Here is a 25727-nt window from a genome sequence, read left to right as displayed (position 1 = left end):
GGGGAGGAGGGTGATGAAGAGGGTAATTCTCGATCTGTCTCAGGGTTCGGACTCCGCCGGACTCGGGGAGGGGGCAAGGGTTGAGAGGCGAAAGGGGGTGCCTGGTGTGTTGCGTTGGACTGGGGCTCAGCGTCTGCATTATTGGCGGTGTTGAGTGTGGGACTCAGGGCTTTTTCGACTTTTTTTTCAGGTGATGTTGTTGGGTAAGGATGATGGGAAGCAGGGGGTGTGAGTGACGTGATCATTGAGGAACTCCGGTCTCATATTTGTGTGAATTTCACAGTTGAGTGGCGAAGTTATGGGTGGTTGTTCCGTAGTAAGAACCCCTGCTCTATGTCCGCCCATGAGTTTACAAATGTTGGTATGCCGAACTGTCCTCAGTAGAGCTGCCCTTATTGCTATAGCTTTGACTGGCTGCGGCCTATAGCCCATCCAACGAGTTCTTAGGGAGTGGCCTATCACTTAAGAATGGTCTGAAGTGCTCTCCGCTTTATGATGCCCTCGCTGCCTGAAACTCGCTCAATCAAGTGGGGTCGAGTCATCACACTTTTTTTGCGCTTAATTCATGATTGTTTTCAATCATCGCGCCTTTTCAGAATGATCGACTTGTGCTGAAAAATGTACAGGGCGTCTACCAGTGTAAGGGGACTCAGAGGCATGGGCCGTGGTGTATGAATAGGGCGTACTTAACGTCAGCAATAAAAAGGGGTGGACGTTAATAAACATCAGGTTGACCTGCGAGTAAGTCATTGTTTCTTTCCTTCAAAATCACTCGCGGCATTAAATCAGGTCAATGCGACGCGTTGAGTGAGTTAAATAGGGTTAGCGACGGATGCACGCTGGCAGTGCGTAAAAAAGACTGAGTCCAAAGGCGACTGGACAGCATGGCGTGCTCGCGGCACTCTTGGGCACGCCATGGATTTAGGTTGCCCGTATGTTCAAACGTCTTTTGCCAGTCTTCGCCAGCCTTTCACTGCTGTTGGCGAATGCGGCCTCAGCCGCCGAAAGCTCGGCTTATTCGATGGTCTTGCTGACAGAGAATTTTCCGCCCTACAACATGGCGAAAAATGGCAAAAACTTTGCGCAAAACGAAAATATCGAAGGCATCGCCGTCGATGTACTGCGCGAAACTTTCAAACGGGCCGGTATTTCCTACAGCATGACCTTGCGCTTTCCATGGGAGCGCATTTATCGCCTCGCCCTTGAAAACCCCGGCTACGGGGTATTTGTAACGGCGCGCGTGCCAGAGCGCGAAGCCCTGTTCAAATGGGTCGGCCCCATTGGGCCAGATGACTGGGTGCTGCTGGCACGCGGTGACAGCCCGATCACCGTCACGTCTCTGGAGCAAGCCAGCCAATACCGCATCGGCGCCTACAAAGGCGATGTCATTGCATTGTCACTGGAGCAAAAAGGGCTGAGCCCGGTGATCGTGTTGCGCGATCAGGACAACGCGAAAAAACTGCAAGCCGGGCAGATTGACCTCTGGGCCACAGGCGATCCGGCGGGGCGTTTTTTAGCGCGTCAGGTCGGAATTTCAGGGTTCAAGACGGTGCTGCGTTTCAATCAGGCTGAGTTGTATCTGGCGTTGAATAAAGAAGTGCCGGATGCCGTAGTGGCCAAGCTGCAAAAAGCGCTGAATGAGCTGCGCGCTGAAGGTGTGGTCGAAAAGATCGTTGCCAAGTACCTGTAACGCTCGAAAAAGCCGGTAGCGCAGCGATGGGTTTACGACCGGTTGCAGCTTGCGTGCCTTGGCAACGCCTACAGGGTATGTGCGGTACTTATGGCTGGCGATACACGCCATTTTCACCATGCCCGGCCATCGCTTTGTTGCTGCGCACGCCGATCATTTGCCGAATGTCGATCCAGTCAATGCCTTGGGCCTTGAGCTTGGGCAGTTCACGCTCAAGCACTGCCAGGGTTTGCGGGTAGGGGTGGCCAATCATGACCGCCGAGCCTTGTTTCCTGGCCAGTTTGATGGCGGTTTCAAGTTGTGTGGTGATGGCTTGCTCGGTGCGTACGTCGTCCAGAAACACATCCCGCGAGACGCTGGCCAAACCAATTTTTTGTGCTTGGGCCGCCGCCACCGTTTGTGCGCTGGTACGGCTGTCGACGAAGAATTTGTGACGGCGCTGCAAGTCGCCCATCAGCCAGGCCATCGCCTGCGGCTGGGAGGTCATGCGGCTGCCCATGTGGTTGTTGATGCCACTGGTATACGGCACGGCCTTGAAGGCCGCATTGAGGCGTTTTTCGAGTTCTTCGACGGGTAAGTCGGGGTGCCAGGCAAACGGCCCCGTCGCCGGGTCCATAGGCATGTGCAGGATTACGATTTTTCCGGCTTTGTAAGTTTCACGGGCAAATTGGGCCGCGTGCGGGGTGTCGGGCATCACGGCAGCAGTGACCGGGCCGGGCAAGCCCAGCACGCGGCGGTCGCGTGGCAGGTTTTGCCCCAGGTCATCAATGATCAGGCTCAAATAAGCCTTGTGCGGGGCGGCTGGAGGGCTGGCCGGCGCCGCGTGGGCGGCACCGATCAGGCAGCAAAGCAGGCTGATGAGCAGCGAAAAACGCATCTCAATTGCCGCGCGTAATGCTCAGGCCCTTGAGCAGGCTCAGGGCCTGGCTCAACTGGAAGTCGTCATCCTGCGGCATTGGCTTGGCTTTAGGGCTGGAACCCGTTGGCTTGTCGACACCGCCATTGCCATTGCCCAAGTGACCTTGCAGGTCGGCCTCTTTGAAGTACTCGGTGTCTTGCTCGCGGGTGATTTTGGCGCGGCTGACTTCGATGTCCGGCACGATGCCCTGCGCCTGAATCGAGCGTCCGTTGGGCGTGAAGTACAGCGCGGTGGTGATTTTCAGGGCGCGGTCATTGTTCAGTGGCAGTACGGTTTGTACCGAACCCTTACCGAAACTGGTGGTGCCCATCACCACGCCGCGTTTTTGGTCTTGCAAGGCACCGGCGACAATTTCTGAAGCCGAGGCGCTGCCACCGTTGATCAACACCACCAGCGGCACGTTCTCGCTGAGGTCTTTACCGGTGGCCGAGAAACGCAATTCGGAATTGGCGATCCGGCCTTTGGTGTAAACGATCAGCCCTTTGGTGATGAAGTGGTCGACCACTTCAACGGCCGATTGCAGCACGCCGCCGGGGTTGTTGCGCAGGTCGAGGATGATGCCCTTGAGCTTCTTGTTACCGTTTTCGCGGCGCAACTTGGACAGGGCTGAGGCGACTTCTTCGCCGGTCTTGACCTGGAACTGGGTGATGCGGATATAACCGTAGCCGTCCTCGAGCAGCTGAGACTTAACGCTTTTGACCTGAATATTGGCGCGGGTCAAGGTCACATCAAACGGTGTGCCGCCATTGCGCACCAGCGTAAGCGTGATTTTTTGCCCGACTTTGCCACGCATTTTGTCCACGGCTTCGGTCATGGTCAGGCCGCGTGTGGGCTGGCCATTGATCTTGACGATAAAGTCGCCGGCCTGGATGCCGGCTTTGCTGGCAGGCGTGTCGTCGATAGGCGAGACAATCTTGATATTGCCGTCTTCGGTGCCGACTTCGATCCCCAGCCCGCCAAATTCGCCGCTGGTGCTTTCTTGCAGCTCGGCGAAGTCTTCAGGGCCCAGATACGCGGAGTGCGGGTCGAGGTTGCTGAGCATGCCTTTGATAGCGTTCTCCAGCAGGGTTTTGTCGTCGACCGGTTCAACATACGCCGCTTTGATTCGGTCCATGACCTCGGCGAAGGTGCGCAGCTCATCCAGTGGCAGCGGGGCCTTGGCGCTGGCTGCGGCGACTGGCTGGGCGGCTTGCCCGGCGGCCAGTGCCAAAGGCGCGGCAATCACCAGGGCGATCGTCAGGGCCAGCGAGTTGAGGCGGGACAAATGCGGCATGTTGAACGAACTCCTACGTATTAAAGGTGATGGGCTCATCCTTGAGCACGGCACCATTGTGCAGGGTCGCTGGGGCGGCCCTGCTGACGAATAGCAAAATACAGCGCCGCAGTGGCTTGGCCACCGCTGTTGCCCACGGTGGAAATCACTTCCCCGGCTTTAACAATGTCGCCGGCAGACTTGAGCAGTGTCTGGTTGTGGCCATACAAGCTCAGGTAGCCGTTGCCGTGGTCCAGAATCACCAGTTGGCCAGCGCCGCGCAGCCAGTCGGCAAACACTACGCGACCGCCGTGTACGGCGTGCACTTGGGTGCCTGCTCCCGCACTGATCATGACCCCGTCCCACTTGGTACGGGCATCATCGCCGCGGGTTTCACCAAAGCGTGCAAGCAGTCGACCATCAACTGGCCAAGGAAGTTTTCCCCGCGCCTGAGAAAAAGGCCCGCCGTATGAAACGCCGGCGCTTGAAACCAATGCGCCGGGTGTGGATTTGACGGGTTTACGCGGGGCGTCGGTCACAACCGATTCAGCCTCGCGTTGGCGTTTGCGCTCGGCTTCTTGTTGAGCGAGCAGGGCTTTTTGGCGCGCGGCTTCGGCTTCGCGAGCCTGGCGTGCCAGTGTCTCTTCAATGGTCTTGAGGACTTTAGCCAGATCGGCCTGATCCTGCTCGCGGGCCTGCAATTTTTGGTCGCGATCTTTGACGTCGGTACTGAGCTTGGCCAGCACTTGCTGACGTTCAGCCTTCACTTTGTCGAGTTCGGCGCGCTGGCTGTCCAGGCTGCTTTTTTGCGTCAGCAACTGGGCCTGTTGCAGGTTGATATCCGCTTCAACGTTGGCCAGTTGGCGCAGGGTTTCATTGAACCCCTTGAGCTGCTCCAGGCGGGCCTGGCTCAGGTAGTCGTAATAGGTGAGGGTGCGGGCGAACTTTTCTGGGTTTTGTTGGTTGAGCAGCATTTTCAGGTATTCCTGACGACCGCCTTGATACGCGGCACGGGCCTGAATGGCGATCAGGCGTTGCTGTTCAACTTTTGCGCTGTTGAGTTTTTTTTTCTCACTATCAAGGCGCAGCAGCTCGCCTTCACTCTTTTTTAGTTCTTTTTGCAGTTCCTCCACCTGTTTTTCCAGCTTGCCGATTTCTGTCTCGGTGCCGCGCAGGTCTTTTTGCACGCTGGACTTTTCTGCCTGGAGTTTGCCGAGGAGCTTTTTCAGCTCGCCGATATCCTGGCGCGTGGCGTCGAGCTGTTGTTGGGTTTGCGCGCGCTCATCGGCAAAGGCCGGTTGCAGCAGGCACGTGAGAGTCAGGGCTATAAGGGCGCGGAGCATGGGGCGGGCGACACCTGGGGAATGGGACGGCCTAGTATGCCCGCCCTCGTTGAGTATGAGAAATCCGTGAGATGAAATAGTCGCTGGCGCAGGCTGCGAAGGGCAGCGCAGCTGCCCGTCTTCTCAAACCCACGCGATGACGTGGCGGGCGGGCAGCCTTGTTCGTCGCCTGTGGCAGCGATCACAAGGTTTACATTAGTCCACCAAAATAGAGGTGCCGGTCATTTCTGCTGGTTTTTCCATATCCAGCAGTTTGAGCATGGTGGGGGCCACGTCGGCCAGTACACCGCCGTCGCGAACCTTGAACTTGCGCTTGCCGACATAAATAAACGGCACCGGCTCGCAGGTGTGAGCGGTGTGCGCCTGGCCGGTGGACTCGTCTTCCATCTGTTCGACGTTGCCATGGTCGGCTGTGATCAGGGCTTCGCCGCCGACTTTTTCCAGCGCTTCAACGATACGGCCCACGCAGGCGTCCAGGCACTCAACCGCTTTGACCGCTGCATCAAACACGCCGCTGTGGCCGACCATGTCGCCGTTGGCGTAGTTGACCACGATCACGTCATACCGTTGATGTTCGATGGCATCGACAATTTTGTCGGTGACTTCGGGCGCGCTCATTTCTGGCTGCAAGTCGTAGGTGGCGACTTTAGGCGACGGGATCAGAATGCGTTCTTCGCCGGGGAACGGTTCTTCGCGCCCACCGGAAAAGAAGAAGGTGACGTGGGCGTATTTCTCGGTTTCGGCAATCCGCAGTTGGGTTTTACCGTTTTTGGCCAGGTAATCGCCCAGCACGTTTTCCAGGCTGCCCGGCGCAAACGCGCTGGGCGCCGGGATGCTGGCGGCGTATTGAGTCAGCATCACGAAACCGGCCAGTTTTGGCTGGCGCACACGTGGGAATGCTTTGAAGTCGTCCTCGACGAACACGCGGCTCAGCTCGCGGGCGCGGTCGGCGCGGAAGTTCATGAACACCACCGCGTCGCCGTCTTCGACCTTGACCGGCTCGCCCAGGGTGGTGGCTTTGACAAACTCGTCGCTTTCGCCACGGGCATAAGCGGCTTCAAGACCTTCTTGCGCGGTGGCGGCGTTGAACTCGCCTTTGCCGTCAACGATCAGGTTGTAGGCTTGCTCGACACGGTCCCAACGGTTGTCGCGGTCCATAGCGAAATAGCGGCCGATCAGGCTGGCGATGCGGCCTTTGCCGAGATCTTTGAAGGCTTCGTCCAATAGCTCTATAGAGGACGCGGCGCTTTTAGGCGGTGTGTCACGGCCATCGAGGAAGGCGTGCAGGTAGATTTTTTCGGCACCACGCTTGTACGCCAGCTCGGCCATTGCCACGAGGTGGTCTTGATGGCTGTGAACGCCACCCTCAGACAGCAGGCCCAGAATATGCACGGCCTTGCCATTGGCGACGGCTTTGTCGACGGCGGCGCAAAGGGTCGGGTTTTCGAAAAACTCGCCGTCGCGGATCGACTTGGTAACACGGGTGAAGTCTTGATACACCACGCGGCCAGCGCCCAGGTTCATGTGGCCGACCTCGGAGTTGCCCATTTGCCCGTCCGGCAGGCCGACATCCATGCCCGAACCTGAGATCAGGCCATTGGGCATGCTTGCACAAAGGCGATCGAGCACCGGTTTCTTGGCTGAATAAACGGCGTTGTAGTCGTGGCTTTCACTGTGACCGAAGCCATCCAGGATGATCAGGACCAAAGGTTTAGGCGTGGTAGTCATAGATCCCACTCGTGGCTGGTTTAAAAAGAAGGTATGCAGAAGACGGGCAGTTTAAAGCGAAGTTCATGTGGCGTCACCGCCGGGCGGGGTTTGGCCGACCAAGGCGGCTGTGTATACTGGCCCACATTTTACGACCCTGGAACCTTCTGATGGTTGATCACCTGATTGCATTTGCCACTTCTCACTACCTGTTGGTGGGCGCGTTTGTCATCCTGCTGGCGTTGTTGATTGCCCACGAAATGAGCCGTGGCGGACGTAGCATCAGCACCGGCGAGTTGACCGGTCTGGTTAACCGCGACGAAGGTGTGGTGATTGATATTCGTCCGGCCAAGGATTTTGCCGCCGGCCACATCGTGGGTGCATTGAACATCCCGCAAGACAAGCTGATGGCGCGCATTGCCGAGCTGGACAAGCACAAGGGCAAAACCATCATTCTGGTCGATGCCCAGGGCCAGCATTCTGGCTCCCACGCCCGTGAATTGCTCAAGGCCGGCTACAACGCCGCCAAGCTGTCCGGTGGTATCGCCAGCTGGCGCGCCGATAACCTGCCTGTGGTGAAGTAACTATGTCCAAGGTCATCGTTTACTCCAGCGACTATTGCCCTTACTGCATGCGGGCCAAGGCCTTGCTTGAGAAGAAGGGCGTTGCCTTTGAAGAAATCAAAGTCGACGGCAAGCCTCAGGCGCGTGCCGAGATGGCCCAGAAAGCGGGTCGCACCTCGGTGCCGCAAATCTGGATCGGCGACCAGCATGTTGGTGGATGCGATGACCTGTTTGCTTTGGAGCGCGCCGGTAAATTGGATGCGCTGCTGAACGTCTGACTCTCATTCTCTATAAGCCCCAAGATCAACAAGGATCTGTGATGACTGACCAACAGAATACCGCTGCGACTGAAGACGATACTTCTCCACAATTCTCGTTGCAGCGTATCTATGTGCGTGACCTGTCGTTCGAAGCGCCGAAAAGCCCGGCAATCTTCCGTCAGCAGTGGGAGCCGACCGTGGCTCTGGACTTGAACACGCGTCAGAAGCCGCTCGAAGGTGATTTCCACGAAGTGGTCCTGACCTTGTCGGTCACGGTCAAGAATGCTGACGAAGTGGCGTTCATCGCTGAAGTGCAACAGGCTGGCATCTTCCTGATCAAAAACTTGGATGCGGGTTCGATGAACCACACGCTGGGCGCGTTCTGCCCCAACATCCTGTTCCCGTACGCACGCGAAACCCTGGACAGCCTGGTCACCCGTGGCTCGTTCCCGGCGCTGATGCTGTCCCCGGTGAACTTCGATGCCCTGTACGCGCAAGAGCTGCAACGCATGCAAGAAGAAGGCACGCCGACTGTTCAATAAACAGCCGCTGCTGGATTGAAAAAGCGCCGTAAGGCGCTTTTTTATTGGGCGTTGAAGCTGTGTGCTTACTTGAAGCCTAACTGGCGCCAGGCTTCGTACACGGCGACAGCCACGGTGTTGGACAGGTTCAGGCTGCGGCAGCCTTCGCGCATTGGCAAGCGCAGGCGGTGTTCGCCGTCCAGCGCATCCAGCACCTCGGGCGGCAAGCCACGACTCTCAGGGCCGAAGATAAAAGCATCACCTTCGGCAAACTGCGCGTCATGGAATGGCTTCGAACCTTTGGTGGTAAACGCAAACAAGCGCGGATGCCCCAGGTGTTCAAGGCAACTGGCCAGGTCGGCGTGACGCTTGAGTGGCGCATACTCGTGGTAATCGAGCCCGGCGCGGCGCAAGCGCTTGTCGTCGAGTTCAAAGCCGATGGGTTCAATCAAATGCAGGTGGCAGCCGCTGTTGGCGCACAGCCTGATAATGTTGCCGGTATTCGGCGGAATTTCTGGTTGAAAAAGGATGACGTGAAACATGCACGGCTCCGAACTTAAAGATGGCGAGGATTCTACTCCCGAAGAGGACCCGCGACCTAAACTCTGGCCGCGTGTTTTAGGTTCTTTGGCGATTGTGGGGTTTATGGTCGGGATGATGATCGGCCGGCTGACGACGCCTGAGCCTGTGCAGTTGCAGCAGGTTGAGGTCTTGCCGGGGGCGTTGGTGGTGTGGTTCAGCGATGAGCCCAAACTGCACGGTGAAATGGTCGATGGCACAGTCGGCTTGCTGTTCGATGCGCAGGGTAAGGCGCAGAACGGTCAGTTCAAGCTCAATGGCAAAGATGTGAATTGGCGGGTGCAGCGCACCGATGGGGGGGTGCTGCTGACGTTGGTGGCGGCCCGTGCCCTGCAAGGCGACTGGGCCGGAGCGCCACAGGATGGCCGCTGGCGGTTGCAGGTGAACCTGCGCGAGTAATAAAAGAGGGAATGCCGGCCTGCCTGTACCGGGTTCCCCAAAACGGCTGCGCGTTGATGCGCGGGGCATCAAGGCTGCGGGTGTAAAAGTGGGGAGTCCTGGCCTGCCTGTACCAGGGTCCCCTAAAGCGTTGTCAGGGTTATTGCAGGGCGCGTGCCAGTTTTAGATTTTTTGTCGAAAATGTCTTATGCAAATGCAAAGCCCCGGATTCCGGGGCTTTTTGTCTGTGGAGCAGGTTTGAGGGGCGGCTGCGGCTGGAACCCTTGAGCCAGAGCTGTGCGCGTTAATGGTGCAGCCGTGTTCAAAAACGCCCTCACCCCAGCCCTCTCCCGCAGGGAGAGGGCTGGGGTGAGGGGCTTTTGATCTGCCTTAAGCTTCGTCAGCATCCTCCTCGTCGCCGTCGATCTTCATGCCCAGTTCTTTGATCTTGCGGGTCAGGGTGTTGCGGCCCCAGCCCAGCAACACGGCGGCATCGCGACGGCGGCCCGCGGTGTGTTTGAGGGCAGTCTCGATCATGATGCGTTCAAATGTTGGCACCGCACTGTCCAGCAGGTTGGATTGACCACGGGCTAACGCTTGATCGGCCCACTGACGCAGTGCGTGTTCCCAGTTGGTCACGGGAGATGCGTCTTGCTGGAGGTTGAGCAATTCGGGCGGCAAATCGCTGATATGCACTTCGCGCCCGGATGCCATCACGGTGATCCAGCGGCAGGTGTTTTCGAGTTGGCGCACGTTGCCCGGCCACGGCAGGTTTTTCAGGTATTGCTCGGTCTCGGTCTTCAGCAGTTTTGGCTCCACCGACAGCTCTTGCGCCGCGCTGCTGAGAAAGTGGCGGGCCAGCGTCGGGATGTCTTCGCGTCGATCCGACAGGCGCGGTATATGGATGCGGATCACGTTCAGGCGGTGAAACAAGTCTTCACGAAACTTGCCTGCCTGCACCAGTGTTTCGAGATTCTGATGCGTGGCCGCAATGATGCGCACGTCGACCTTGACCGGAGTGTGCCCGCCCACGCGATAGAACTCGCCATCAGCCAGAACCCGCAGCAGTCGGGTTTGTGTGTCGGCAGGCATGTCGCCGATTTCATCCAGAAACAAGGTCCCGCCGTCAGCCTGCTCAAAGCGCCCGCGGCGTAAGTTGGCAGCACCGGTAAACGCGCCTTTCTCGTGGCCGAACAGCTCGGACTCCATCAGGTCTTTAGGAATGGCCGCCATATTCAACGCAATAAACGGCGAGGCAGCACGCGGGCTGTGGCGATGCAGCGCATGGGCAACCAGCTCTTTACCGGTGCCCGACTCGCCGTTGATCAGTACGGTGATGTTGGAATGGCTCAAGCGGCCAATGGCGCGAAACACTTCTTGCATCGCGGGGGCTTCGCCAATGATCTCCGGGGTGCGTGCCAGCGTGGGCGCCACGGCTAAGCCTTGTTGCTCTTGGGCGTGCTGGTTGGCGCGCTTGACCAGCGACACGGCTTCATCAACGTCAAATGGCTTGGGCAAGTATTCAAATGCGCCGCCCTGATAGGACGCCACGGCGCTGTCCAGATCGGAGTGTGCCGTCATGATGATCACCGGCAAGCGCGGGTGCTGTTCGCGGATCTTGGCCAGCAAGTCCAGGCCGCTGGCACCGGGCATGCGGATGTCGGAAATGATCACGTCGGGTTGCTGGCGAGCCAGACGACTCATCACCCCATCGGCGCTGTCGAAGCTTTGTGTGGTCATGCCTTCCTGCTGCAAGGCTTTTTCCAGGACCCAGCGGATTGAACGGTCGTCGTCGACGATCCACACGGTTTCACTTCGGCTCATGTCGATGCGGCTCCTTGTTCCAGTGGCAGAAAGATCGAAAAGAGCGTGTGGCCAGGGTGGCTTTCACACTCGATCAACCCCTGGTGCTGACTGATGATGTTCTGGGTGATGGCCAGGCCCAGCCCGGTACCGTCGGGGCGGCCGCTGACCATAGGGAAGAAGAGGGTGTCTTGCAGCTCGGCCGGGATGCCCGGCCCGTTGTCGATGATTTCGATTTTGGTCACCAGGCGATGGCGGATGTGGCCAATGGTGAACTGACGCATGGCCCGCGTGCGCAGGCTGATGCGCCCCAGCCGCAGTTCGTTTTGGCTGCCAATGGCCTGCATCGCATTGCGCACGATATTGAGCACAGCCTGAATCATCTGTTCGCGGTCGATCAGCAGGTCGGGCAGGCTGGGATCGTAATCGCGCACCAGGGTGATGCCGCCCTGTGTCTCGGCTTCGACCAGATTGCACACGCGCTCCAGCACTTCATGCACGTTGGTCATGGCCAGCGAAGGCAATTTGTTGGATCCCAGCATGCGGTCCACCAGGTTACGCAGGCGGTCAGCCTCTTCGATGATGACGTTGGTGTAGTCGCGCAAGCCTTCGTCGGGCAGTTGACGGGCCAAGAGTTGGGCCGCGCCACGAATGCCGCCCAAGGGGTTCTTGATTTCGTGAGCCAGGCCGCGCACCAGCATTTTGCTGGTCTCTTGCTTGGACAGCTGGGCTTCTTCTTTAGTGATGCGCAGCAGGCGATCGCGGGGGTGTACTTCGAGCAGCAGCAAGGTCGTGCCGGCACTCAAGATCGGTGTCACGGCGTAATCCACGGTCAAGGTTTGCCCCGTGAGCGAGGTCAGCATGGCTTCACGCTTGGTGAAAGGGTGCGCTTGCTCAACGGCTTGACGTAATGAATGCAGGGCTTCAGTGGACTCGGTAAACAATTCGCTGATGAATTGCCCGTGGCTGCGTTGACCGCTGATGGCCAATAGCATCTCTGCCGCCGGGTTCATGTACTCAAGGCGCAAGTCGGCATTGAGCAACAGGGTTGCGGTGGTCAGATTGTCGAGTAGCAGTCGGTGCAAGGCATCACTGATGATCATGGGCCGATCCCGGATTACGTGCGTGGGTTACACGCTGAGACAAGGAAAATGCAAAAACCAAACCAAGGCTCTGAAAAGAAGCGCTAATCGCCTGAAATAAGACGTTACAGCTCATCAACAGGGTGTAGATGCTCACGGAGTGAGTCGTTTTGAACCAAATTGGGCTGGCGAGGTGGGCGGTGATGTTTCTATTGCACCAATATAGTGCAAATCAAGTGAAAGGTTTCAGTCTCGGCTGCATGTTCATGGGGCAGAAGGTCGTTAGCTTGATGTTGATCACTGTATGGCCGGGGGCGGCTTGCCCATCCGTGACGGCAACGGCCACATCCCGCTGTCGGCCAGTCATGTGTTGTTCACGTTTTGACATCAGCAGGGGCGGATGGCCGCGGAGGGTGAGATCAGTCGGGTTTCGAGAGGGGTAAGCCGGGAGCGCCTGCATAGAAAACAATCAGTTCCACGGGGCTGTTACCGCTCGTACCACGGTGTGGAATATTCACCAGTTCGGGCAGTACTTGTCCGGGTTTAAGCCGGGTTTGATGGCCGCTGCGGGTTTCAACCATTAACTCGCCGCTGAGCACATACGCCACGTTGGGCATGGGGTGGGTATGCCACTTGAGCGTGGTGTTGGCGGGAATGGTTATTTTCAGGACCGTGAGTTCTGGGGTTGTACCGGGGTAGGTCTCATAGGCTGTGCCATCCCAGGAGTGGCTGGTTTTGAGCAGTTGTTCGGTCTGGACTTCCTGGGGGCCATGCGTACAGCCCAGCAGGCTCGTACAGAGGGTGGCGAAGAATAAGGGCTTGATAAGGCGTGCTGGCAGCATGGGCGAGTCCTGAGGTGATTAAACGCGTATGAGGCGCTCAAACTACGCAGGGAGGCATGCAATGGCTGTCAGTCGAAGCAATATGGCGTGCGAGTAAAGGATGGGATGTGCGTAAGACCGCGGGCATAAAAAACCTCCCGAAGGAGGTTTTTTTACATCACGCGGCGATCACCGGGGTGACGGGATCAGCAGCTGTAGTACAGCTCGTATTCCAGAGGGTGCACGAAGGTGCGCACTTTGATTTCTTCTTCGCTTTTCAGGGCGATGTAAGCGTCGATGAAATCGTCGCTGAAAACGCCGCCTTTGGTCAGGAACGCACGACCTTTGTCCAGCTCTTCCAGGGCTTCTTTCAGGCTGCCACACACTTGCGGGATCTCTTTGGCCTCTTCAGGCGGCAGGTCGTACAAGTTTTTGTCAGCAGCGTCGCCCGGGTGGATCTTGTTCTGGATGCCGTCCAGGCCAGCCATCATCAGGGCTGCGAAGCACAGGTACGGGTTGGCAGCCGGGTCCGGGAAACGCGCTTCGATACGGCGAGCTTTAGGGCTGGACACGTAAGGGATGCGGATCGAGGCAGAGCGGTTGCGGGCCGAGTAGGCCAGCATGACCGGCGCTTCGAAACCTGGCACCAGACGCTTGTAGGAGTTGGTAGCCGGGTTGGTGAAGCCGTTCAGTGCTTTACCGTGCTTGATGATGCCGCCGATGAAGTAAAGGGCGGTGTCGGACAGGCCGGCATAACCTTCGCCTGCGAAGGTGTTTTTGCCATCTTTGGAGATGGACATGTGGACGTGCATACCCGAGCCGTTGTCGCCGTACAGAGGCTTGGGCATGAAGGTCGCGGTACGGCCGTAGGCGTCAGCCACGTTGTGTACGCAGTATTTGAGGGTCTGAACTTCGTCAGCCTTCTTCACCAGGGTGTTGAACTGCACGCCGATTTCGTTCTGGCCTGCGGTTGCCACTTCGTGGTGGTGAACTTCGATAACCAGACCCATTTCTTCCATGGCGTTGCACATGGAGGTACGGATTTCGTGGTCATGGTCGAACGGTGGCACCGGGAAGTAGCCGCCTTTGATGCCTGGACGGTGGCCACGGTTGCCGCCTTCTACGTCCTGGTCGGACATCCACGAACCTTGTTCGGAGTAGATCTTGAACATGGAACCGGAAATGTCGGACTTGAACTTCACTTCGTCGAAGATGAAGAACTCAGGCTCCGGGCCCACGAACACGGTGTCACCGATACCGGTGGACTTCAGGTATTCCTCGGCACGGTTGGCGATAGCGCGCGGGTCGCGGTCATAGCCTTGCATGGTCGAAGGCTCGATGATGTCGCACACCAGGATCAGCGTTGGCTGTTCGGTGAACGGGTCCAGAACGGCCGTGCTGTCGTCTGGCAGCAGGATCATGTCGGACGCTTCGATACCTTTCCAGCCCGCAATGGAGGAGCCGTCGAACATTTTGCCGTCGGTGAAGAAGTTTTCATCCAGCGCATCACGAGCCGGCATGGTCACGTGGTGTTGAGTACCTTTGGTGTCCGTGAAGCGCAGATCAATCCACTTGACGTCATGATCTTTGATGAGTTGAACCGACTTCGACATATGTCCTCCGGGGTGGCTTCGGGCGGGTAGTAGTGGTGCGCCCTTAGTAATGTGCTTGATGCCGGCGCGAATACTCTGCCAAGGCAACCTGCCTCACAAGGGAGCAAATTGCATGCCAGTGCCCCGAGTTGGGTGTAATGCGCCAAACTCAAGCCGGTAAGCGGTGCAGCCTACCGATTAGCGTCCGTTATCGCACTCAAATGAAGCGAAAAACCGTGGTTTTGCTCTATTTTGGTGCGCGCAAAACCGTTTGTACGATAACTGGTTAAACCTTGAGCAATTTCCGCTATAATCCGCGCCCCCCTTTTTTGGCAGGCTGCTCGCGCGCTGTTTTCATGAAACTAATCGTTAAAGTCTTCCCCGAAATCACTATCAAGAGCCGTCCGGTTCGGATGCGTTTTGTCCGTCAATTGGCTAAAAACATCCGTGCTGTGCTCCGCGATCTTGACCCGGCTGTGGTGGTGACGGGTGTGTGGGACAACATCGAGCTGCAAACGCGCGTGAGCGACCCCAAAGCCTTGAAAGAAATGACTGCGCGCCTGAGCTGCATGCCAGGCATTGCGCATTTTCTTCAGGTGGATGAGTACCCGTTGGGCGACTTCGACGACGTGGTAGAAAAGTGCAAATTGCACTTTGGCGAGTCGCTGGCCGGCAAGGTTTTTTCGGTGCGTTGCAAACGCGCTGGCAAGCACCCATTTACCTCGATGGAAATCGAGAAATACGTGGGCAGCAAGCTGCGTCGCGAGTGCGGTGCGGCCGGAATCTCGCTGAAAAACCCGGAAATCGAAGTCCGAATCGAAATTCGCGACCAACGGTTGTTTGTGATTCACAGCCAGCACGACAGTATTGGCGGCTTCCCGTTGGGTGCGCTTGAACAGACCCTGGTGCTGATGTCCGGTGGTTTCGACTCTACCGTGGCGGCTTACCAGGTCATGCGTCGCGGCTTGATGAGCCACTTCTGCTTCTTCAATCTGGGCGGGCGCGCCCATGAATTGGGCGTGATGGAAGTCGCGCACTATATATGGAAGAAGTACGGCAGCTCCCAGCGCGTGCTGTTTGTCAGTGTTCCGTTCGAAGAAGTTTTGGGCGAAATTCTCGGCAAAGTCGATAACAGTCATATGGGCGTCATTTTGAAGCGTATGATGTTGCGCGCTGCTACCCGTATTGCTGAGCGACTCGACATCGAGGTGTTGGTCACCGGAGAAGCGATTTCTCAGGTTTCGAGCCAGACACTGCCCAACTTGTCGCTGATCGACTCGGCTACAGACAAATTGGTGTTGCGTCCGCTGATCGTCAGCCACAAGCAAGACATCATTGATCAGGCGGTTGAAATCGGTACGGCCGATTTTGCCAAGCATATGCCTGAATATTGCGGGGTGATTTCGGTCAACCCCAAGACCCACGCCAAGCGCAACCGCGTGGAGTATGAAGAACAACAGTTTGATATGGCCGTGCTTGAGCGTGCGCTTGAGCGGGCCAAACTGGTGCCGATTGATCGGGTAATCGATGAATTGGGCCAGGACTTGCAAGTCGAAGAAGTCAGCGACGTGCTGGCGGGCCAGATCGTCATCGACATCCGTCACCCGGATGACCAGGAAGATCGACCGCTGGAACTGGCTGGCATCGAAGTACAAGCGTTGCCGTTCTATGCTTTGAACAGCCGCTTCAAGGAACTGGATGATACCCGTCAGTACCTGTTGTATTGCGACAAAGGCGTGATGAGTCGCCTGCATGCTCACCATTTGCTCAGTGAGGGACATGCCAATGTGCGCGTTTATCGACCGAGCTAAGAGCCCGGGGCTGTATGCCTGTGGCCTGCGTCACCGGCCCCCCGACGCCGCCGTCAAGCTGTAATGGTTTGCACGGACTCTACTGTTAATCGCTGCCTGGACTCAGTCAGCACACCGAATCCTCTGATCGAGATACACAAGTGATCGAAAATCTACGTAACATCGCCATCATTGCTCACGTTGACCACGGTAAAACCACCCTGGTAGACAAACTCTTGCGTCAATCCGGCACTCTGGAGCGCAACGAGCTCAACGACGAGCGCGTGATGGACTCCAACGACCAGGAAAAAGAGCGCGGCATTACCATTCTTGCCAAGAACACCGCGATCAACTGGAACGGCTACCACATCAACATCGTGGACACCCCGGGCCACGCCGACTTCGGCGGTGAAGTAGAACGCGTAATGTCGATGGTTGACTCCGTTCTGCTGCTGGTTGACGCTCAAGACGGCCCTATGCCGCAAACCCGTTTCGTGACCAAGAAGGCGTTCGAAGCCGGCCTGCGTCCAATCGTGGTAATCAACAAGGTTGACCGTCCAGGCGCGCGTCCGGACTGGGTTCTGGATCAGATCTTCGACCTGTTCGACAACCTGGGTGCTACCGAAGAACAGCTGGACTTCAAAGTGGTTTATGCCTCTGCCCTGAACGGTATTGCTGGTCTTGACCACACCGACATGGCTGAAGACATGACCCCGCTGTACCAGTCGATTGTCGACAACGTACCAGCACCGCAAGTTGACCGTGATGGTCCGTTCCAGATGCAAATCTCGGCACTGGACTACAACAGCTTCCTGGGCATTATCGGCGTTGGCCGTATCGCTCGTGGTCGCGTCAAGCCGAACACCCCGGTGGTTGCCATCGACGCTGACGGCAAGCGCCGCAACGGTCGTATCCTGAAGCTGATGGGTCACCACGGTCTGCACCGTGTAGACGTTGAAGAAGCTTCGGCAGGCGACATCGTGTGCATCAGCGGTATGGATTCGCTGTTCATCTCCGACACCCTGTGTGATCCGCTGAACGTTGAAGCGATGAAGCCGTTGACCGTTGACGAGCCAACCGTTTCCATGACCTTCCAGGTAAACGACTCGCCTTTCTGCGGTAAAGAAGGCAAGTTCGTGACGTCCCGTAACATCAAGGAACGTCTGGACAAAGAGCTGCTGTACAACGTTGCACTGCGCGTTGAAGAAGGCGACTCGGCTGACAAATTCAAAGTATCGGGCCGTGGCGAGCTGCACTTGTCCGTACTGATCGAAACCATGCGTCGTGAAGGCTTCGAAATGGGCGTTGGTCGTCCAGAAGTGATCATCCGCCTGGTTGACGGCGTTAAGCACGAACCGTTCGAAAACGTCACCATCGACCTGCCTGAAGAATCTCAGGGCAAGGTGATGGAAGAGATGGGTCTGCGTAAAGGCGACCTGACCAACATGGTGCCGGATGGCAAAGGCCGTGTGCGTCTGGAATACAACATCCCTGCTCGTGGTCTGATCGGTTTCCGTAACCAGTTCCTGACCCTGACCAACGGTGCTGGCATCCTGACCTCGATCTTCGATCGCTACGACACCATGAAGTCGGGCCACATGTCCGGCCGTCAGAACGGTGTTCTGGTATCGGTTGAAACGGGCAAGGCGCTGACCTACTCCCTGGAAACTCTCCAGGCGCGTGGCAAGCTGTTCGTTGAGCACGGTCAAGAGATCTACAACGGTCAGATCGTTGGTCTGAACAGCCGTGACACCGACATGGGCGTTAACCCTACCAAGGGCAAGAAGCTCGACAACATGCGTGCTTCGGGTAAAGACGAAACCATCGCTCTGGTTCCACCTGTTCGCTTCACTCTGGAACAGGCTCTGGAATTCATCCAGGACGACGAGCTGTGTGAAGTGACGCCTAAGTCCATCCGTCTTCGTAAGAAGATCCTGGACGAAGGCGAGCGCACCCGCGCTGCTAAAAAAGCCAAAAACTAAGTCACTTAGTTAGCGGTTACAAAAACGCCCCCGACCTTGCGGTCGGGGGCGTTTTTTTATGTCCGGGATTTGTGTTTGCAGCAGGCAGACCCTCACCCCAGCCCTCTCCCGAGGGAGCCGATGCGTGGTGTTTCAAGTAGTTGAGGTTGTCAGTGATTGCGCAAGCAGCTCGGTAGAACCACCTGTCTCTCTGGGTGAGGGCGTTATTTCAGGTTGTCAGTGATTGTGCATACAGCTCGGTAGAGCGCCCTCTCCCTATGGGAGAGGGTTGGGGTGAGGGTCTGTACTGAATCAAAAATCCATTAATTTAACGCTGCTGTTTTTGCGCTCGACAGCCTTTGGAATATACGCGCAGTACCCCGGACGCGGACCGATGCGCGGGTGGTTGCGGCACGTGTCCGGGCGCTTGTCGTAGATGGTGCACATGCGCGACTTGCGGTCCAGGTACAGGCAATCGTTGTTGCTCATGCGCTGCAACGTGAAAATGCCCGACTTCTGGTTGAAACGTTCCACAATCCCTTCTTTTTGCAGGCGCTTGGCGATGTTCTTCGGTGGATCGCCGAGTTCGAACTCATCAACCAGACCGATGCGGATCAAGTCTTTGACCTTGACCTCAACCGGCAGGGTGCAGCAGCTGGAAATGCAGGAGCCGCACATGGGCGCGGTGTACTTGGCCCACGTATCGAGACGGTCGATTTCCGCGGCGGCGATCAGGTTGGACTTCATCAGGCTTATATTCCAGCGTGTAACAGGGCGCGCGATCATACCGGGGTTGATGAATATTTGAACAACCATTTGCCGGTTTTTTGCTCGCCAGGGGGTTCTGCCTCTTTTCAGGGCGTGTTTGCGCGCTGCGGGCGCCATAAAAACCTGCAAAAACCTCGAACCTGAGCCGCCGCCTTTTGTCAGAACGTCTAGGCTGACTCCATTCGTTCTCCAAATCGCTCCATCTCGCTTGAGGTTGTATCGATGTCCCAGGAACCGCTTGTTTGTGATGCACAAGTGGCGGCATTTCGTGCTGCTGTACTGGCTAAACTGACGTACGCGGTGGGTAAGGACCCTGAACACGCGTTTGACCACGACTGGTTTGAAGCCATTGCGCTGGCCGCCCGCGACCACATGGTCGAGCACTGGATGGACCACACGCGGCAGATTTATCGCAAGGGTCAGAAGCGGGTGTACTACCTGTCTCTGGAGTTTTTGATCGGTCGGTTGCTCTACGACAGCCTGAGCAACCTCGGGCTGCTGGACATCGCCCGTGAAGCGTTGACCGAGCTGGGTGTCGACCTTGAGCAGATCCGCCTGCTTGAACCCGACGCTGCGCTGGGCAATGGCGGGCTGGGGCGTTTGGCGGCGTGTTTCATGGAAAGCATGGCAACCTTGGGCGTCGCGGCCCACGGTTATGGCATCCGTTATGAACACGGGCTGTTCCGCCAAAGCATTGTCGATGGCTGGCAGCAGGAGCAAACCGAGAACTGGCTGGATTTCGGCAACCCGTGGGAGTTCGAGCGCGCCGAAGTGGTCTACCCCATCGGTTTTGGCGGGGCGGTCGAAACCAAAATCGACGAGCAAGGGCACTCGCGGCAAATCTGGTGGCCCGGCGAAACCGTACGCGCCATTGCCTATGACACCCCCGTTGTGGGATGGCGCGGTTCCAGTGTGAACACCTTGCGGTTGTGGCGGGCGAGGGCGGTGCATGAATTGCACCTCGAACGCTTCAACGCTGGCGATCATTTGGGCGCGGTGGCCGAAGTGGTGCGCGCCGAAAGCATTTCGCGGGTTCTGTACCCGGCCGACAGCACTGAGGCGGGCCAGGAGTTGCGCCTGCGTCAGGAATACTTCTTTGTGGCAGCCTCTTTAAAAGACTTGATCCGCCGCCACCTCGATCAAGGCTTCACGTTGCTCAGCCTGGGTGAGCATGTCGCCATCCAGCTCAACGACACTCACCCCTCCATCGCCGTGGCCGAGCTGATGCGTATTCTGGTCGACGAGCACGACATGGAGTGGAGCGTGGCCTGGGATGTCACGGTGCAAACCCTGGCGTACACCAATCACACCTTGTTGCCAGAGGCGCTGGAAACCTGGCCGGTAGGACTGATGGAGCGTTTGCTGCCGCGCCACATGCAAATCATCTACCTGATCAACGGGTTGCACATTGATTCGCTGCGCGAGAAGGACGTGCATGATTTTGATGTGCTGCGCGCCGTGTCTTTGATCGAAGAAGACAACGGCCGTCGCGTACGCATGGGCAACCTGGCGTTCCTGGGCTGCCACAGCGTCAACGGCGTGTCGGGGCTGCACACGCAACTGATGCGCAGTACTGTGTTCTCTGAAATGCACAAGCTGTACCCCGATCGCATCAACAACAAAACCAACGGCGTCACCTTTCGCCGCTGGCTGTATCAGTCCAACCCGCCACTGACGGCGATGCTGGTTGAGGCCCTGGGCCCGCAGATTCAGGACGATCCGGAGCACAACCTGATTGAACTGGAGCCATTTGCCGAGCGCGCCGACTTTCGCCAGCAGTTCGCAGAGCAACGGCTGCAAAGCAAATGCACCCTGGCCGCTTTGATTTACGAGCGCCTCGCCATCGTGGTCAACCCTGAGGCCATGTTCGACGTGCAGGTCAAGCGCATCCATGAGTACAAGCGCCAATTGCTCAATTTGCTGCACACCGTGGCGCTGTATCAGGCGATTCGGGCCGAGCCGGGCAACCGCTGGGTGCCACGGGTGAAAATTTTCGCGGGCAAGGCCGCGGCCAGTTATCAACAGGCCAAATTGATCATCAAACTGACCAACGACATCGCCCGCACAGTGAACAACGACCCCACCGTGCGCGGGTTGCTCAAAGTGGTATTTATCCCCAACTACAACGTCAGTCTGGCCGAAAACATCATCCCGGCGGCCGACTTGTCTGAGCAAATCTCCACCGCCGGTTATGAAGCGTCCGGCACCAGCAACATGAAGTTCGGGCTTAACGGTGCGTTGACCATCGGCACGATGGATGGCGCAAACGTTGAAATGTGCGAGCGGGTAGGGGCCGAAAACATGTTTATTTTCGGCCTTAGCGCGCAGCAAGTCGAAGCACGCAAGCGCAATGGCGAATTTAACGCCAGTGCTGAAATTGCGGCGTCGCACCGCCTCAATGATGTGTTACAGGCCATACGAGGTGGCGTGTTTTCCTACGATGACCCGGCGCGCTACACCGGTCTGATTGACTCGCTGATTGATTACGACCGTTTTTTGGTGTGCGCAGACTTCGATGCCTATTGGGAGGCGCAAATGCGCGTCGAACAGCTGTGGCACGACAAAGACGCGTGGTGGCGTACCGCAGTGCTCAACACGGCGCGCATGGGCTGGTTCTCCTCAGACCGCACCATTCGTGAATACGCCACAGACATTTGGAAGGCGCTATAACCGCCCTGTAGCAGCCGCCGCAGGCGTAGCCGTTGTATAAAAGCGCTTTGTATTTGTCTGGCTAAACGCAGGCGCTGAATTTACGATCGCTTCGCAATCGGACGCGGCGCCCGCTGCTACGGGGCGCCAGCGCCCGTTTTTACGCCTCAACTGAACCCGCCCGGCCGGTTATCAGTCTGATTAGAAGATTTGCACGGCAACACGCGTTAAACTGCGCGGGTTTTTTGCCCCCTCCCCCTTGTTCGGAGCCTTACATGTCCCGCGTTACCCTGAGTCGCTATTTGATCGAGCAGACCCGCAGCAACAACACGCCTGCTGATTTGCGTTTCCTCATCGAAGTGGTGGCGCGTGCTTGTAAAGAGATCAACCACGCCGTGTCCAAAGGCGCCCTGGGTGGTGTTCTGGGCAGCATGGGCACCGAAAACGTGCAAGGTGAGGTGCAGAAAAAACTCGACGTGATTTCCAACGAAATCCTGCTCGAAGCCAACGAATGGGGCGGTCACCTGGCCGGCATGGCGTCCGAAGAAATGGACAACGCCTACCAGATCCCTGGCAAATACCCTAAAGGCGCGTACCTGTTGGTATTCGACCCGCTGGACGGCTCGTCCAACATCGACATCAACGCGCCGGTCGGCACGATTTTCTCCGTGTTGCGTTGCCCGGAAGGCCACCTGGCTGAAAACGGCGACCTGGGCGAGAAAGCCTTCCTGCAACCGGGCGCCACCCAAGTGGCTGCCGGTTATGCCATCTATGGCCCTCAGACCATGCTGGTACTGACCTTGGGCGATGGCGTTAAAGGTTTCACGCTGGACCGCGAAATGGGCAGCTTCGTGCTGACCCACGAAAACATCACCATTCCTGAAAGCACGCAGGAATTCGCCATCAACATGTCCAACCAGCGTCACTGGGAAGCCCCGGTACAGCGCTACGTCAGCGAGCTGCTGGCCGGTGAAGACGGCCCGCTGAAAAAGAACTACAACATGCGCTGGGTGGCCGCGATGGTCGCTGACGTGCACCGCATCCTGACCCGTGGCGGTCTGTTCATGTACCCGCGCGACAGCCGCGAGCCGTCCAAGCCGGGCAAATTGCGTTTGATGTACGAAGCCAACCCGATGTCGTTCCTGGTTGAACAGGCCGGCGGCGCTTCAACTGACGGCCACCAGCGCATTCTCGACATTCAGCCTGAAGGCCTGCACCAGCGTGTAGCGGTGTTCCTGGGGTCGAAAGAAGAAGTGGCACGCATCACCGCTTACCACAAAGCGTAAGCCCTGCTTCAAACGCGCCGTCGCTGGCGCCGGCTGCGAAGGGGGCCAAGGCCCCCTTTTCTCAAATGCCTCCGCTATTCTCCTCGCAGCCTTTGGCAGCGTCAGGGGGCCACCATCCCCTCGTCGTATCTGCATTCAACAAATCTCCCCCTCCCTTCGGGAACCCCGTCACGCTTTTCTCTTCTAAGCTCTCATTGAGGCAGCGATGCCGACTTTCCCGTTCAGGAGCTTGTCCATGAAGTTGCGTTCTTTGGCGTTGTTGTCGTTTTGTGTGTTGCTGGCAGCTTGCAGCAAGGTCAACCAGGAAAACTATTCAAAACTTTCGGCGGGCATGCCCAAGGCCGAGGTTGAAAAGTTGCTGGGCAGCCCGACCGATTGCTCTGGCGCGCTGGGCATGTCGAGCTGCACGTGGGGCGATAAAAACAGCTTTATCAGCGTGCAATATGCCGGTGACAAAGTGTTGATGTTCTCGGGCCAGGGCTTGAAATAAGCCATCGCAGGAGCGTTCACCATGAAACGTCTTTTAGCGTGTCTAGGCGCTTCGCTGGTGTTGGCCGGTTGCGCCAGCTCTGGCAATGACACACTGGCGCCCAAAACGGTCGACAACGTTGATCTCAAGCGTTACCAGGGCACCTGGTACGAGCAGGCACGGTTGCCGATGTTCTTCCAGCGCAACTGTGTGCAATCACAAGCGCATTACACCCTCAAGCCCGATGGCAACGTGGCAGTGTTGAACCGTTGCCTCACGGCAGAGGGCAAGTGGGAGGAGGCCAAAGGCACAGCGACGCCACAAGTACCGGGCAAGACCGACAAGTTGTGGGTTGAGTTTGATAACTGGGTGTCGACGCTATTGCCGGGCGTGACCAAGGGCGATTACTGGGTGTTGTACCTGGGCGATAACTACAGCACGGCGCTGGTGGGCAATCCCGATCGCCGCTACCTGTGGCTGTTGTCGCGCAAGCCGACCATTGACCAGCAAACCCGCGACGAACTGCTCAGCAAGGCTCAGCAGCAGGGCTATGACACAACGCGCTTGATCTGGCGGGGGCAGGAGTAAAACCCTAGTCGCTACCAGCGGCACCCATGTAGCAGGTGCCGCAGGCTACGTCCGGCGGCGCAGCCGTCGTAAGTCGATGTAGGTGTTTTACCGGCCATACCGCGTTTTAAGGCATGGCGACGGCTTCGCCCTCGGACGTCGCCGTCGCCAACTTTGGCATGCTCAAAAACCCGACGTTGCAGCCTTAACCGCGCAGCAAGGTCTTCCAGGCGCGGTTCTGGTAGACCGCGATGGCTTGGTGCTTACGGGCATCGAGCAAGGCATCGTTGGCCTCAGCGTCTTCTGTGATGGGTTGATTGGCCAAGTCTTGCAACTTGTTCATCTCACCGTACAGACGGTCAACTTCGGCGATGTCCAACACCCCACGCGCCAGACGCAGCCATGCCTGAATTCGCTCGATGCGTGGCAGTTGCTCGGCCAAGTCTTCCGGCTGCTGTTGGTAGCGGTTCAGACGCAATGCGATGGCTTCATCCGACAGCAAGCGCGGCAACCAGCTGCTCAGTTGTGCAGCACCCTGACGATTGCCACGGGTGGTGCCACGGTCCACGGTCCAGCTGCGGTCCATCAACCAGCGCGACGTGTTGAGCGAGAACTGGCCCCAGCGCGGGTCTTCGAGTTCTTCAAGGAACTGCTCCGGTGCGGCTTTGCGCACGTCTTCGTCGTCCTGACCGATTTGCACCAGTGGGCGCCAGTCTTCCAGCAGTGCGTCGAGGGAGGCGCGCAACGCGTTGGTGGATTGGCGTGGCGCGGCTTGGCCGAGGCTGCTGACCAGGGCGCGCAGGTCGATCAACTGTTGCACCCAATCTTGCAGCAGACGCCAGTGGCCATTGAAACGGTATTGCTCGGCCAGACGCTGGCTGCTGGCCAGCAAGTGCCAGGCCAGGGCGGCAAAGGCGTCGTCCAGTGGCGTTTCGGGTGTCAGCTCAGGGGCTGGCAGGTTGACTGAGTAGCTGTTGGCATCGAACAGGCGATAGCCGCGCTCAGCCTTGCTGATGTCACACGGCATCAACGCCAGTTTTTCAGCCAGCTCGGCGGCCAGTTCCAGCAGGGCAGCTGGCTCGCCTTCGCGCAGTTCGAGTTCCAGTTCGCAGATTTCTTCTTTGTGCTTGCCAGCAATCACATGGCCCAAGTCCAGTGCGGCTTCGATCACCACTTTGGCTTTGCCGCGGCCCCACGAGATTTCAGCGCGCTCGCGCACGAAATCAGTGGTGAAAATCGGTTTAAGGGTCTTTTTGTCCAGCTCGGCCAACGCTTCGGGCCAGCATTCGCCGTCGAGCTTTTTGACGTCGAGTTTGGCTTTGGGCAAGTGCCAGTCGTATTCATTGCGCACCGACAGCCCGGCAACGCTTTCGCCGCGGGTCTTGAGGGTTTGAATGACGTCTTCGCCATCACGGCGCAGGCGCAGGGCAACCTTGGCCTTGGCCAGGTCGCGCTCTGGGGTGTCGAAGTACTGATTGAGCAACTCACGGCTTTCCCAGCCACTTTTGTTGCGCTTTTTCAGCAAGGGGTGCTCGCGCAAGGCGGCGAGGGTTTCGCGGCTGACGCGGAGTTTGATTTCGGTTTCTTTTTGCATGGCCGGAAAATCCAGGAACGGTGCGCAGCCGGGGAAAGGTGTGGCTGCCAAGGCCGTGCAGTGTACAGGACTCGCCGCCCGGGTGCCCCGCATGGGTTTATTCTGCAAAGCAGATGGCTCTATGATGGGCCTC

The 25727-nt window shown here is 57.7% G+C and carries 22 protein-coding genes; 11 read left to right on the top strand and 11 right to left on the bottom strand.

The window, feature by feature from the left end:
• Positions 1-934 precede the first annotated feature (934 nt).
• Positions 935-1690: a substrate-binding periplasmic protein gene (locus TU86_RS12515; protein ID WP_048364623.1), complete on the top strand. Its 756-nt coding sequence runs from the start codon at positions 935-937 to the stop codon at positions 1688-1690.
• 88 nt (positions 1691-1778) lie between these two features.
• On the opposite strand, the gene TU86_RS12510 is transcribed toward TU86_RS12515, so the two are convergent.
• The 4 genes from TU86_RS12510 to gpmI form a co-directional block, all read right to left on the bottom strand.
• Entirely contained in the window at positions 1779-2567 is a 789-nt protein-coding gene (locus TU86_RS12510) for a divergent polysaccharide deacetylase family protein (RefSeq protein WP_048364622.1), read from the bottom strand.
• A gap of 1 nt (position 2568) precedes the next feature.
• On the bottom strand, positions 2569-3882 hold the full coding sequence (locus tag TU86_RS12505; RefSeq protein ID WP_048364621.1) for a S41 family peptidase: 1314 nt from the start codon (positions 3880-3882) through the stop codon (positions 2569-2571).
• A gap of 35 nt (positions 3883-3917) precedes the next feature.
• Entirely contained in the window at positions 3918-5204 is a 1287-nt protein-coding gene (locus TU86_RS12500) for a murein hydrolase activator EnvC family protein (protein ID WP_048364620.1), read from the bottom strand.
• Between the two features lie 195 nt (positions 5205-5399).
• Positions 5400-6932 carry a 2,3-bisphosphoglycerate-independent phosphoglycerate mutase gene (gene gpmI / locus TU86_RS12495; protein WP_048364619.1) on the bottom strand — a complete coding sequence of 511 codons (1533 nt, stop codon included), beginning with the start codon at positions 6930-6932 and terminating at the stop codon, positions 5400-5402.
• Positions 6933-7081: 149 nt separating this feature from the next.
• On the opposite strand from gpmI, the gene TU86_RS12490 reads away from it, so the two are divergent.
• Genes TU86_RS12490 through secB form a run of 3 tightly spaced genes read left to right on the top strand, consistent with a single transcriptional unit; the run spans position 7082 to position 8276 of the window.
• Positions 7082-7495: a rhodanese-like domain-containing protein gene (locus TU86_RS12490; protein WP_048364618.1), complete on the top strand. Its 414-nt coding sequence runs from the start codon at positions 7082-7084 to the stop codon at positions 7493-7495.
• Positions 7496-7497: 2 nt separating this feature from the next.
• Positions 7498-7752, top strand: coding sequence for a glutaredoxin 3 (gene grxC / locus TU86_RS12485; protein WP_048364617.1), 255 nt, complete (start codon positions 7498-7500; stop codon positions 7750-7752).
• Between the two features lie 41 nt (positions 7753-7793).
• Positions 7794-8276, top strand: coding sequence for a protein-export chaperone SecB (gene secB, locus TU86_RS12480; RefSeq protein WP_048364616.1), 483 nt, complete (start codon positions 7794-7796; stop codon positions 8274-8276).
• A gap of 65 nt (positions 8277-8341) precedes the next feature.
• Here the strand turns inward: secB and trmL are convergent, their stop codons facing one another.
• The gene (gene trmL / locus TU86_RS12475) at positions 8342-8797 is read right to left on the bottom strand and encodes a tRNA (uridine(34)/cytosine(34)/5-carboxymethylaminomethyluridine(34)-2'-O)-methyltransferase TrmL (protein WP_048364615.1); all 456 of its coding nucleotides are present in this window, start codon (positions 8795-8797) and stop codon (positions 8342-8344) included.
• Between trmL and TU86_RS12470 the strand changes: the two genes are divergently transcribed.
• On the top strand, positions 8796-9233 hold the full coding sequence (locus TU86_RS12470; RefSeq protein ID WP_048364614.1) for a hypothetical protein: 438 nt from the start codon (positions 8796-8798) through the stop codon (positions 9231-9233). The genes trmL and TU86_RS12470 overlap by 2 nt on opposite strands.
• 369 nt (positions 9234-9602) lie before the next feature.
• Here TU86_RS12470 and ntrC read toward each other — a convergent pair whose 3' ends face one another.
• The 4 genes from ntrC to glnA form a co-directional block, all read right to left on the bottom strand.
• Complete coding sequence (gene ntrC, locus TU86_RS12465) at positions 9603-11036, bottom strand: nitrogen regulation protein NR(I) (RefSeq protein WP_048364613.1); 1434 nt, start codon at positions 11034-11036, stop codon at positions 9603-9605.
• Positions 11033-12118 (bottom strand): nitrogen regulation protein NR(II), encoded by a 1086-nt coding sequence (gene glnL, locus TU86_RS12460; protein WP_048364612.1) that lies wholly within the window; start codon positions 12116-12118, stop codon positions 11033-11035. The genes ntrC and glnL overlap by 4 nt, the downstream gene beginning before the upstream one ends.
• Positions 12119-12516: 398 nt before the next feature.
• Positions 12517-12939, bottom strand: coding sequence for a cupin domain-containing protein (locus TU86_RS12455; protein WP_048364611.1), 423 nt, complete (start codon positions 12937-12939; stop codon positions 12517-12519).
• Between the two features lie 185 nt (positions 12940-13124).
• On the bottom strand, positions 13125-14531 hold the full coding sequence (glnA, locus tag TU86_RS12450) for a glutamate--ammonia ligase (RefSeq protein WP_048364610.1): 1407 nt from the start codon (positions 14529-14531) through the stop codon (positions 13125-13127).
• 335 nt (positions 14532-14866) lie between these two features.
• Between glnA and thiI the strand changes: the two genes are divergently transcribed.
• Positions 14867-16321: a tRNA uracil 4-sulfurtransferase ThiI gene (thiI, locus tag TU86_RS12445; protein WP_048364609.1), complete on the top strand. Its 1455-nt coding sequence runs from the start codon at positions 14867-14869 to the stop codon at positions 16319-16321.
• A 140-nt stretch (positions 16322-16461) separates the two neighbouring features.
• The gene (gene typA / locus TU86_RS12440; protein ID WP_048364608.1) at positions 16462-18282 is read left to right on the top strand and encodes a translational GTPase TypA; all 1821 of its coding nucleotides are present in this window, start codon (positions 16462-16464) and stop codon (positions 18280-18282) included.
• Positions 18283-18573: 291 nt separating this feature from the next.
• Here the strand turns inward: typA and TU86_RS12435 are convergent, their stop codons facing one another.
• Positions 18574-19011, bottom strand: a complete 438-nt coding sequence (locus TU86_RS12435) for a YkgJ family cysteine cluster protein (protein ID WP_047281788.1) — start codon at positions 19009-19011, stop codon at positions 18574-18576.
• Positions 19012-19251: 240 nt separating this feature from the next.
• Here TU86_RS12435 and TU86_RS12430 point away from each other — a divergent pair, with 240 nt between their 5' ends.
• The 4 genes from TU86_RS12430 to TU86_RS12415 all read left to right on the top strand — a co-directional run bounded on the left by TU86_RS12430 (position 19252) and on the right by TU86_RS12415 (position 24021).
• On the top strand, positions 19252-21699 hold the full coding sequence (locus tag TU86_RS12430) for a glycogen/starch/alpha-glucan phosphorylase (RefSeq protein WP_048364607.1): 2448 nt from the start codon (positions 19252-19254) through the stop codon (positions 21697-21699).
• A 254-nt stretch (positions 21700-21953) separates the two neighbouring features.
• On the top strand, positions 21954-22964 hold the full coding sequence (locus TU86_RS12425; RefSeq protein WP_048364606.1) for a class 1 fructose-bisphosphatase: 1011 nt from the start codon (positions 21954-21956) through the stop codon (positions 22962-22964).
• Positions 22965-23199: 235 nt separating this feature from the next.
• Entirely contained in the window at positions 23200-23454 is a 255-nt protein-coding gene (locus tag TU86_RS12420; RefSeq protein WP_047272919.1) for a lipoprotein, read from the top strand.
• Between the two features lie 21 nt (positions 23455-23475).
• A complete protein-coding gene (locus tag TU86_RS12415; RefSeq protein ID WP_048364605.1) occupies positions 23476-24021 on the top strand; it encodes a lipocalin family protein in 546 nt (181 codons plus the stop codon).
• 184 nt (positions 24022-24205) lie between these two features.
• Here the strand turns inward: TU86_RS12415 and TU86_RS12410 are convergent, their stop codons facing one another.
• The gene (locus tag TU86_RS12410; protein ID WP_048364604.1) at positions 24206-25594 is read right to left on the bottom strand and encodes a CYTH domain-containing protein; all 1389 of its coding nucleotides are present in this window, start codon (positions 25592-25594) and stop codon (positions 24206-24208) included.
• Positions 25595-25727 lie beyond the last annotated feature (133 nt).

It is taken from the genome of Pseudomonas weihenstephanensis (assembly GCF_001043055.1).
Classification (GTDB): Bacteria; Pseudomonadota; Gammaproteobacteria; order Pseudomonadales; family Pseudomonadaceae; genus Aquipseudomonas; species Aquipseudomonas weihenstephanensis.
The sequence above is the reverse complement of the archived record's forward strand: the minus strand, read 5'-3'. Positions and strand labels throughout refer to the sequence as shown.